The 10,865-nt window shown below is 65.0% G+C and carries 5 protein-coding genes; 2 read left to right on the top strand and 3 right to left on the bottom strand.

All coding sequences use genetic code 11. The annotated features are described in order from the left end of the window. The first annotated feature begins 3 nt into the window (after positions 1-3). The gene (locus AC1D0Z_RS06275; RefSeq protein WP_477657379.1) at positions 4-600 is read left to right on the top strand and encodes a tRNA-uridine aminocarboxypropyltransferase; all 597 of its coding nucleotides are present in this window, start codon (positions 4-6) and stop codon (positions 598-600) included. A gap of 10 nt (positions 601-610) precedes the next feature. On the opposite strand, the gene AC1D0Z_RS06280 is transcribed toward AC1D0Z_RS06275, so the two are convergent. Beyond that, positions 611-1,228, bottom strand: coding sequence for an ABC transporter ATP-binding protein (locus AC1D0Z_RS06280; protein WP_477657380.1), 618 nt, complete (start codon positions 1,226-1,228; stop codon positions 611-613). Positions 1,229-1,347: 119 nt separating this feature from the next. Here AC1D0Z_RS06280 and AC1D0Z_RS06285 point away from each other — a divergent pair, with 119 nt between their 5' ends. Further along, complete coding sequence (locus tag AC1D0Z_RS06285) at positions 1,348-1,818, top strand: group II truncated hemoglobin (protein WP_477657381.1); 471 nt, start codon at positions 1,348-1,350, stop codon at positions 1,816-1,818. A 121-nt stretch (positions 1,819-1,939) separates the two neighbouring features. Here AC1D0Z_RS06285 and AC1D0Z_RS06290 read toward each other — a convergent pair whose 3' ends face one another. Together AC1D0Z_RS06290 and AC1D0Z_RS06295 are read right to left on the bottom strand one after the other, a co-directional pair. Further along, positions 1,940-10,135 (bottom strand): glycoside hydrolase family 94 protein, encoded by an 8,196-nt coding sequence (locus tag AC1D0Z_RS06290; protein WP_477657382.1) that lies wholly within the window; start codon positions 10,133-10,135, stop codon positions 1,940-1,942. 4 nt (positions 10,136-10,139) lie between these two features. Continuing rightward, a complete protein-coding gene (locus AC1D0Z_RS06295; RefSeq protein WP_477657383.1) occupies positions 10,140-10,367 on the bottom strand; it encodes a hypothetical protein in 228 nt (75 codons plus the stop codon). Positions 10,368-10,865 lie beyond the last annotated feature (498 nt).

Genomic DNA, 10,865 nt, shown 5'->3' on the forward strand with positions numbered 1-10,865 from the left:
GGTATGACGCGCCTGCGCTGCGCCGCATGCCTTCGCCCGCAAAGCGCCTGCATCTGCGGGTGGGTTACACCTACGTCGCATGAAACCGGGGTGCTGATCCTTCAGCATCCGCTGGAAGTTGACCACCCCAAAAACAGCGCCCGGCTGCTGCACCTGAGCCTGCCACAGAGCCGCGTTCTGGTGGGTGAGGCCTTCGATGTGGACCATCTGAAGGACGTGATTGGAGATGCGCAGCCGCAACCCGTGTACACAGTTCTGTTGTATCCGCAGATGCCCGATGACGAAGCGCCCGCGCTGGATGCAGCGCAACTGAAAGACTCGGCACGTGTGCGGCTCGTGGTGCTGGACGGCACCTGGCGCAAGAGCCGCAAGATGCTGCACATGAACCCGTTCCTGCGACAGTTGCCGCGCCTGTCTCTGGACGATGTGCCGACGTCCAATTACGTGATTCGCAAGGCCCACAGGCCGGGGCAATTGTCAACGCTGGAGGCAACTTGCGCGGCCCTGGCGCAGCTGGAAGGCAACGCTGAAAAGTACGAACCGCTGCTCAAGGCATTTGACGGGTTTGTCGCGCAGCGGCTGGCCTTTGTTTCGAGGTAATGGGATTGGCTCAGTCGCCCAGGTCGATCACGCCGGCCAGCGGCACCTCGCCAGGGGCTTCATAGTCCGCAATCACGGCGGCGCGCCTCGCATGCGCTGAAATGTCCTGAAGCCGTCCTTTGACGAAGGCAATGGAGGGCGCATCCAGCGCGGCAAAAGGCTCGTCCAGCAACAACACCGCAGCACCCGATGCAAACGCCGCCGCCAGCCAGACTTTGCGCTTCGATCCGGTGGACAGCATGAAAAGCTGTTTGTGCAGGTGCGGCTCCAGCCCCAGACCTTCGACCTGCGGGGCTATCAAATCTGTATCAAACACCGGGTACTGGTCACGAACAGCTTCGAAATACTGCAGCGGCGTGAGTTGGTCAAACGAGTCAGCGCGCGGCTCCACCCAGAACAGCTGCTGGCGATATGCATGCGGCTTGTCTTTAAGGGAAATACCGTTAAGCCGCAACTGCCCCTTGTCGGCAGGCAAGGCACCCGCCAGCAGGCGAAGCAGGGTGCTCTTGCCACGCCCATCGCCGCCCCGCACCAGCGTGACGCCAGGCAGAATTTCGCCGGACCAGTTGGTCAGGATCTCGACTTGCGGGTTGGTGTAGCGGAACCGCAGTCCTTCAATAGTGAGCATGGTGGATATTTGACAGAGGCTGATGGACGTTATGAATGCGGTGGCATGAATGCCGGTGGCAATGGTAATCTGCGTTTCCCTCCGAGACATCTCTCCACTGAACCCGCCAGGACATCGCCATGCCAGATCGCAACATTCCAAGCTTGTACGAGTGGGTAGGCGGTATAGACGCTCTGACCCGGTTGACCACGCGCTTTTATGAGCACGTGAAGAAGGACGTCCTGCTGGGGCCTGTGTTCGCTCACATGGACGACAGCCACCCGGCCCATGTCGCCGCATTTCTGGGCGAAGTCCTGGGTGGGCCCACCACCTATTCGGAGCAGCATGGCGGTCATCCGCACATGATCCGGCAGCACCTGAACCGGCATCTGCTGCAGGAGCAGCGGCGCCGCTGGGTGACCCTGCTGCTTGAAACGGCGGATGAGCTGGGCATGCCAGATGACCCCGAATTCAGGTCGGCGCTGGTGGGATACCTTGAGTGGGGTTCGCGACTGGCCGTGATCAATTCGCAGCCGGGTGCCACGGTGGACGCTGATGCGCCCATGCCGCGATGGGGCTGGGGTGAGGTCAAGGGGCCTTACATTAGCTAGCGGCTTTTCGACGCGCGCCTGAGGTGTGCCGGAATTCGAAAAACAGGTATTACCGAAGAAAATGCCTGAAAACCTTATCTGACGTGCGCAAGCAGCTATTAAATAGATAGCAGTAAACGATTCAGGCTGCTTCGGCCTGCACCAGCAACACGGCTTGCACCGGCAGATCGGCCAGCAGCACGACTTGCCCCGGGGTGATCACCAGATCAGGTTTAAGGCTGTCTTCTGCCGCGAGCCCCGCGCGTTGCCAGCGAAGGTTTACCACACGCCCGTGCAGGCGCAGCGTGATCTCAAAAGAAGGCCAATGCGCAGGTAGGCAGGGCGACAGCGAGAGCGTGCCTTGCTGCACCTTGAGACCCAAAATATTCTCAACCGCCGCGCGGTGCAGCCAGGCTGCCGACCCGGTGTACCAGCTCCAGCCACCACGGCCCACATAGGGCGCAGCACCATAGATGTCACCCGCCATCACATAGGGCTCCAGTTCGTAGGCGGGGCCGTGAACCGGGTGCTCACTCCGGTGGGCGGGGCTCAGGGCCTTGAAGCTTTCCCAGGCGGCTTCCGTGTCGCCGGTGAGGGCCTGCGCCATCATGGCCCAGACGGCGGCATGCGAATACTGGCCGCCGTTTTCGCGCACACCGGGCGGGTAGGCCTGGATATACCCCGGGTTGTTGTCCGACTTTTCCAGCGGCGGCGTCAGCAGGCGCAGCAGTCCGGCGCCGTGGTCGACCAGCTGCTGGTTCATGGCCTGCATGGCGGGGTTGATGAAGGCTTCGGTAGAGGCGCCCGAGAGCACCGACCAGGCTTGTGCAATCAGGTCGATGCGGCATTCGGCATTGGCTGAGGAGCCCAGCGGCGCGCCGTTGTCGAAAAAGGCGCGGCGAAACCATGCGCCGTCCCAGCCGGCGTCGTGCAGGGCGGCGACCCAGCCGGAGCGGGCCTGGCGCCAGCGCTGCGCGCGTTCGTCGTCGCCGCGCAAGGTCGCCAAGGGCAGGAAATCATTGACCACGCGGCACAGGAACCAGCCCAGCCAGACAGATTCGCCGCGGCCTTCGTGGCCCACGCGGTTCATGCCGTCGTTCCAGTCACCCGTGCCCATCAGCGGAAGGCCGTGTGCGCCAATGGCCAGGCTGCGGTCCAGCGTACGGGCGCAGTGTTCGAACACCGTGGCGGTTTGCCCGCTGGTTTGCGGCGCGTAGTAAGCGTCTTCCGCCCCTTCAGGAATTGGCGGCCCTTCAATAAAGGCAACCTCTTCATCCAGGATGCTGGTGTCGCCGGTAACCTGGACATACCAGGCGCAGGCGTAGGGAAGCCACAGAAGATCGTCCGAAAAATGGGTGCGCACGCCTTCACCGCCGGGCGCGTGCCACCAGTGCTGCACGTCTCCTTCCGGGAACTGGCGCGAGGCATTCAGGAGGATTTGCGCACGCAGGCGGTCCGGTTCAATGAGGGCAAAAGCCATCGCGTCCTGCAACTGGTCCCGAAAGCCGAATGCGCCCCCGGCCTGGTAGAACCCGGCTTTGGACCACAGGCGCGATGCCAGTGTCTGGTAGAGCAGCCAGCGGTTGACCAGGGCATCAAACAGCGGATCGGGTGTGCGCACCTGCAGTTTGCCAAGCAGGCCGGACCAGTAAGCCTTGACCTGTTCAAGCGCCTCTGCGGAATCTTTGCCTTGCCAGCTGCGGGCCAATTCCTGTGCCTGCGCGGCATCACTCGCATGACCGAGCAGGAAGGTGAACTGAAGTGTCTGGCCGGGAAGCACGGAGAACTCGCTCGCCAGCGCGGCGCACGGGTCAGAACCATTGGCAGCGTTTTGCCCCAGGGTGGCGGGAAGCACCAGCCGGCCCGTGGTGTCGAAGAATTCGCTCCGGTCGCAGGTCCACTGGGCAGCGGCGGGCAACCCGGTCAGCGACAGGAAGGCCGTACTGCCGCCGAAGCCGGCCCGGCCTTCGCGCTGCTGCGCAAATACGGCAGTCAGCAGGGGGCCTTTGTCCTTCCACGTGTGCACCGTACGGCGCTCGTGGCGTGCCGCCCCCATTTGCCACTCCACCATGGCCAGGGCGCGCAGCTTGCGTGTGCTGCTGCCCTGGTTGTGTAGCCTGACCTGGACCAGCTTGACCGGGTCGTTCCTGTCGACAAAGAAGGTGGTTTCGGTCTGGAGCGCGTCGTGCCGGGATTCAAACACGGTGTAGCCCTGGCCATGGCGAACACGGCAGGCAGTCACCGGGCCGTGTTGGGTGGACGGGCTCAATGCCAGCACTTGCTGCGTTTGCAGATCTTGCAGCAGGTAATGCTCAAAGGCGGGGTCGGCTACCGGATCGTTGGACCAGGGTGTCACCTGGTGCAGCCGGCTGTTGACTGCCCAGGTATAGCCGGCGCCGGCCTCCGACACCTGGAAGCCGAAGGACGAATTCGCGATGACGTTGACCCAGGGGCGGGGCGGGCGGTGCAGGCTGTCCACATCGAACCGGAATTCGCCGGTACCGGCGTCAAAGTGCCCCTGGGGGGGTTGCAGTACGCCCGGCTGCCCTGCAGGACCGAAAGCGCCGGAAGAGCCGGAGGTTGGCGCCTGCAGCGCCTGTGGGGCCGCCCCCGCGTGGCGCTGTGCATTGGTCATGCTGCGCAGCGCTCCGGCCTGTTGTTCCAGCGGCCGTCCGTCCGCGACCAGGATGACGCGTGCCAGTCCCGTCAGCGCGGCTTTTTCCGAGGGCACGATCTCCTGCTCGCGCAGCAGGTAAAAGCCACCGGCATCGCTGCGCGGAAAGCTGTTCTCCGTTTGCTGCAGCGTGCGGTCGCGCAGCGCCAGGATGTCGCGCTGCAAGGGCATCAGGTAGGAGTTGACCTCGCTGTTGAGGATCACGACGTCGGTCCCCAGGCCGCAGAAACTCCACCAGGGCTGGGCGCGCAGCAGCGAATGCACGAGCGCCATTCCGTTGCTGGAATGGATGAGCACCAGCACGATGGGCTTGTCTCCCGAGATGCCGAAACGCCAGAGCTGGCGCTGGTCCAGCGGCCCGCGTTCTGCCATCGGCCGGGCGCAGCTGTACATCAGCGCCGTGTTGATGTCCTGCAGCGCCGCGTTTTCGTCGGGGTCCACCCCCAGGTCGCGCAGGCGTACCTGGGCCAGGGTGGCTGCCATGCGGGTGGCACGCTCCACATGCATGGGCTGCAGGTATTTGTCGATGCGGGCTGCGAGCTCGTCGCTGCCGGACGCGGCGGCCGTGGCAAAGCTGAGCCGGGCCACGCCGCCTGCCGGAATGCGGATGCGAAGGCGCAGGCCTGCAACCGGGTCAAGGCCGTTGATGGGGGAACCGCCCGGGCCGCGCGCCTCGGCTTGCAGCGCCGGCTGGCCGGGTGCATGGTTACGCCCCAGAAAGGCGCGCCGGTCCGAAATAAAGTCGATGGCGCGCACGTTGGCTTCCGAGTTGGCAAGGAAGTGCGCGGCCGCCATGACAGGGTCGCCCTGCAGCCGGGGTTTGCGCGACAGCAACAGGGCGCGCCATTCGGGATGCCAGCGCGTCTGGACAAACAGGTTGGAAAACGCCGGATGGGCTTCGTCGGCGCGCGGGTCGGTCAGCACCGCTTCAAAGCACGAGATCACGTCCAGCGTCATCTCTGTGTCCGACAGGTTGCGCAGCGTGACGTTGCGCATCTCGGTGTCGTCTTCGGGGCTGACCAGGACGCTGGTGCTGGCCTCCAGCTGATCGGAACTGACGTCAAACTGCACGCGGTCTGCCAGGTAAGTGGCCTTGTAGTGCCAGCCGGGATGTGGTGCCGGATGTTGCGTCAGGGACCAGGCCTGTTCCTGGCCGGACGGGCGCACGTAAATAAAGGTCCCGCAGGCATCGCGCAGCAGGTCGTCGCGCCAGCGGCTGATGTTGTAGGTTTTGCCGCCGTTGCGCCAGCGGCTGACGCCCGCGCCATTGGCCCGCAGGGCGACGCTGTAGCGCCCGTTGGACAGCAGCTGCGTCGGCTGCCAGCCGGGCGTGGCCGGGTCCAGCTCACGCGAATGGTAAAGGCGCGCTTCGGCCAGTTCCTCGGGTTCGGGCAAGGCGCGCGGGTCTGCGCTTTCGATGATCTGGCGCGGTGTTTTTTCATGCAGCAGCGACTCGAACGCCTGTACCAGCGGGGCTGACGCGAACCAGCGGCGCGGCGCCTCATTGCACAGCACATTGCACAGTGCCACCAGCGACATGCCCTGGTGGTGTGCCATGTAGGTGTTGACCAGGCTCACGGCCTGTGCACCCGGTTGCCGGGCGACGGTGAAATCCAGCGCATCGGCAAAACCGTATTCGCCGCGCGCCCCCCATTGCTCAAGCTGGCGCAGGTTGGCCACTGCCTCCTGCGGCGTGAACTGGGTCGCCATGATGCTGGCATAGGGCGCCACGACGCGGTCGGTCGGCGGGGTCCGCCGAAGGGCAAGCCGCGGCACGCCGAACGGGGAATACTGGTAAGCCAGCGTATGGTCCTGCCCAAAGTAGGCCGACTCCGAAACACCCCACGGCAGGCCCTGGGCCTGGCCGTACGCCTGCTGCTCCTTGACCGCCGCCAGGCCCGATACGTGCAGCAGGCCTTCATCCGGCTCGCTCATGACCAGCGAAGGCATCAGGTATTCGAACATCGATCCCGACCAGGACTTCAGGCCCGGCGTCACGCCCACGGTGAGGAACGTGCGACCAAGCGCCAGCCAGTGGCGCCGCGGTACGTCACCTTTGGCAATCGCGAGAAAACTCGTCAGCCGTGCCTCCGAGGCGATCAGGTCGTAGTAACTGGCGTCGAGTGCCTGCTCGTGCACACGCAGGCCGATATGAAACAGGTGGCGCTTGGGGCTGTAGAGACCGCTGAAATCCATCCCCATGCAAAGCTGTTCACAGCGGGCCCCCAATGCCAGGAGCGCGGCGGATTCGGCGGGCGGGGTAGCCTGCTGCGCGGCCAGCTGGCGAACGCACTGGGCCACGGCCAGCAGGTGGCCTGCCAGGTTGCCGCTGTCTACGGTCGATACATAAGACGGAGCCAGCACCTGCAACGACCGGGTGTCATACCAGTTGAGCAGGTGGCCCTGGTGCTTGGGCAGTGCTTCGACGGTGTCGAGTGTGGCACCGAGCCGCGCGATCAGCTCGGCGGTGGATATCCAGCTGAATTCGTGCGCGCAGGCTGTAGCCGTCAGGTACAGGCCGATGTTGGTCGGCGAGGTGCGGTGCGCGACGGTCGGCTCCGGTTCCATCTGAAGGTTGTCCGGCGGCAGGTGATGGTCTTCCGGGCCGACGCAGCGTTCAAAGAAGCGCCAGGTCTGGGCCGCCAGTTTCATGAGGTAGGCACGGTCTGCGGTGCTGAGCGAAAGCTCCCGCGCGTGAACCGCCGGTTTGCTGCCCCACCAGGCCACGGCCGGGGCCAGCGCCCACAGCAGGAAAAGCACAGGGCCGATCAAAGGATGCGGCCCCCAACAGGCGGCCGCACCCAGTGCCAGGCACAGCATGGACACCGGGGCCTGGCTGCGGGCAAAAGCCCCCAGCGTGTATTGGGCAGAAGCCTGCGCCTGCGCTGCGGTGGTCCACTGCAGCAGATGGCGGCGGCTGACGGCCATGCGCCAGAGGGACCGCACGATGGCGTCGAACGACAGCGCGGCCAGCGCAGGCAACTGGCTCCACTGCCAGAGCGCCTGCGCCAGGCTGCGCCCTACATCGCGCATGCCGACATCAAAGAAGTGTCCCCAGGCGATGCCGCGCCGCGTGGGCACAAGCCCTGCCAGCGCGCCCATCAAGGGGCCGGTCAGGAATGCCAGCACGGTGAAAACCAGCGCGGTTCCCACAGGCAGCGCACCGGTGAACAGTGTCCAGGCCAGCAGCAGGAAGCAGGCCGGTGCGATCATTGAGCGGCGCAGGTTGTCCGCCATGCGCCACAGGCCCAGGGCGTCAATGCCGTAGCGCTTCGCGTGCAGCATCAAAGGCAGCAACTGCCAGTCGCCGCGCGTCCAGCGGTGCAGGCGGGACGCGGCCACGCCTGCATGGTGCGGATGGTCTTCCATCAGCACGACATCGCCTGCGTAGCCGCAGCGGGCGATGCTGCCTTCGAGCATGTCGTGGCTGAGGATGGCGCCGTCCGGCAGGCGGCTGTCCAGCACGGCGTGCACGGCTTCTACATGCAGCAGGCCCTTGCCGATGAAGTTGCCGAGGCCGAAGACGTCCTGGTAGAGGTCGGACGTGCCGTTGCTGTAGGGGTCCAGGCCGCGCTGGCCCGCAAACATTGCATGAAAGGGCGAGCGCTCATGATGCGCCGACAGCGGCACGGCCACTCGGGGCTGGACGATGCCGTAGCCGGCTGTCACGCGCCGGCTCTCGCGGTCGATTTGCGGAGTATTCAGGGGATGCGCCGCAATGGCAACCAGCTCGCGCAGGGAGCCGGCCGGCAGGCCGGTGTCGCTGTCAAGCGTCATCACATAGCGTATGCCTGGTGCCAGCCGCATGCCGTTATCCACCGTGACAAATGGCGATGGCCCACGCCCGGCCAGCTGCCGGAGCAGCACTTCAAGCTTGCCGCGCTTGCGTTCGGCGCCGATCCAGCGCCCTTCCGTGGCGGACCAGCTGCGCGGGCGGTGCAGCAATAAAAATCTGGCCGGTTCGTCGGCGCCGGCCGGGTAGGCGGCATTCAGAGCGCGCAGTTTGGCCAGGACATCCTCAAGCAGTTCTGCGTCACCGTTCAGGCTTTCCGCGTCGGCATCACCCCAGTCCGTCAGCAGGGCAAACTGCGCGTGGGTCTCGCGGCTGGCCAGCCAGTGCAACTGCAGGCGATGCACCAGCTCGCTGTTGGCGGAGACTGAAGACAGCAGGGAAGGAATGACCACCAGCACGCGGTGTTCGGCCGGGATGCCCGCGCTGAAGTCGAGGCGGGCCAGGGGCTGTATGCGGGTGGACTCGGCGACCAGCCGGTGAATGAGCGCTGCCACCACTTCCGAGGCAGGCCAGGCCAGCAGAAACAGGGCGACCCACGCCGTCCAGGGTAGCGCGGCGAGCGGGTGCGCAGCCCAGCTGAGCAATGCAGCGGTTCCGGCAATCCATGCGGCTGCGTAGAGCGGCAGGCGCCAGGCACGCGGTGTTTCTTCTGGGGCCGGCGATGGTTTGTGGGGCGCGGCACCGGGCTGCAATGCGGCTTCCAGCAGGGGGCGGCCCGGCCCTATCAGGTAGTAGCCGGCAGTATGTGCCGCCGGTGAGTTGTCCGGTTGCTGCGCGGCGGCCAGTACCGCTTCGGCAACGGCGCGCTCCGATTGACCGGTTTGCTGCGCCAGCCTTTCCATGGCGCGCGTGATCTGCTGGCGCGTCATTTCGCTTTCGCGCGAAAAACTCGGCAGCCGGCGCAAGACCTGCAGGGAGTGGCTGACCGGCTCGATCAGTTCCACCCACTCCACCTGCCCGATCAGCCTCAGGGTCGTGATGATGTTGCTGACGGTCAGGTTGGCAGCGACCTGGGCGGTTTGCCCCTCGCCGATCATGCCCAGGGCATCGCTGCAGTGCTTTTCGGTCCAGCGCACGAGGGGAGATGCCGCAGGCGAGCCGGGCTCCGCGCGCTCGGCAGGCATGCGTTGCCACAACTGCGTCAGGTAGCTGCGTTCAAGGCCATGGGCCTGCATGAGCGCATGCAGCTCGTCGAGTTCCTGCAAGCTCAGTACAGCGGCCTTGTCCCAGGCGGCGTGCGCTACCTCGCGGGCTACCTTGTTCCAGGCGATGCGGTCGGCCATGCGGCGCAGGTTTTCCAGCAGCACCACGCGCAGCGTGGTCGGCAAGGCCCAGAGTTCGCCGAGATTGAGTTCACTGACCTCCTGGTAGGCATGCAGGAAGGCAGTGAAGAGCTCGGGGTCCAGCACGCTGTCGGTGTGGGCCACATAGGCCCATGCAATGCCGTACACACGGGGAAGCCCCTCCAGCGGTTTGCTGGCCAGTTTCGGCAGATCGGCGTAGTAGCGATGCGGAACGCCGTCCTGAATCTGTTGCAGCTGGGCTTCAACCAGGTGGAAATTGTCGAGCAGCCACTCGGCAGCAGGCGTCACGTAGTGGCCTGTTTGCGATGTCAGGGCGATGTAGTCGTACGCAAGGCGTATTGCAGCGATGTTTTCCTGCACGCGCGGAAAAAACAGCGGCCCGTCGTGCGGGCTGCCGGGAGGCCTGATGGGCTGGGCTGCGGCAAGGCTGCGGCCGTGTTCCTCAAAGCGTTGCGCACCGAAAAGCTCGGCGCGGATGGGCTGCTCGGCGCCGCCGCGCCGGGAGGCCAGCAGTTGCCGGGCGTAAGCGCTTAAGGTGTCCAGCCGCTCGATGACAGCGGTGGTCACGCGCTCAGGCTACGGCCAGCAGGCCAAGAAAAATGGCCAGAATGGCCGCGACCGTGACGATGCGCGGGGAGGCCAGGGAGTGCGCCGACTGTAGCCCGGACTGGAGCGTGAAAAACCGGCTGCGCGAACTCGCGCACTGGTCCATGTGTGACGCCAGGTCGGCGGCGTCGGTGGAAACAAAATCGTTTTGAATGGCAGACGGTGAGTCAGCCATGATCTCCAGGGTAGTCATGATTTTGCGCTCCGGGGTAGGCGTGGGGTGTACGGCGACGCGGGATAGCCGCATCGCGCCGTACTTTTTCCATGCTATGAGGCACGTCTTACTTGCGCCATCGGAAGACGCTGGAGTTTGTCTAGGACTGGACCTACAGGGGGCGCCTGGATCGCCCTACAGCCTGCGTTTTCGGGGTGCTGGGTGCTGGCGCCAGTGTTGGTCTTTTGCTGAGTCCTGCTGGCCGGGGGTTGCCCGGCATGCAACTCACTTTCTTTTGCTTCGCCAAAAGAAAGTAAGCAAAGAAAAGGCGACCCTGGTTCCTGCGTCCCTGCGCTGCGCTACGGGCAACCTGTGGTGCTCGGTCCAGCCGGGGTCAAAAACAACTCGCCTTCGGCTCAAACAAGTTTTTGCCCTGATCCGTCTGGACCTCCGCTCCTCGGCGCATMCACAAGGGGKGGGGGAGGAATACCAAAACCGAAYACCGAAGAAACAAGTACACGCCACGGCGTGTACTTG

It is taken from the genome of Polaromonas sp. P1_E3 (assembly GCF_056405935.1).

Coding starts and splice junctions, on each gene's coding strand:
- AC1D0Z_RS06275 (WP_477657379.1), top strand. CDS start 4: ATGACGCGCCTGCGCTGCGCCGCATGCCTTCGCCCGCAAAGCGCCTGC.
- AC1D0Z_RS06280 (WP_477657380.1), bottom strand. CDS start 1,228: ATGCTCACTATTGAAGGACTGCGGTTCCGCTACACCAACCCGCAAGTC.
- AC1D0Z_RS06285 (WP_477657381.1), top strand. CDS start 1,348: ATGCCAGATCGCAACATTCCAAGCTTGTACGAGTGGGTAGGCGGTATA.
- AC1D0Z_RS06295 (WP_477657383.1), bottom strand. CDS start 10,367: ATGACTACCCTGGAGATCATGGCTGACTCACCGTCTGCCATTCAAAAC.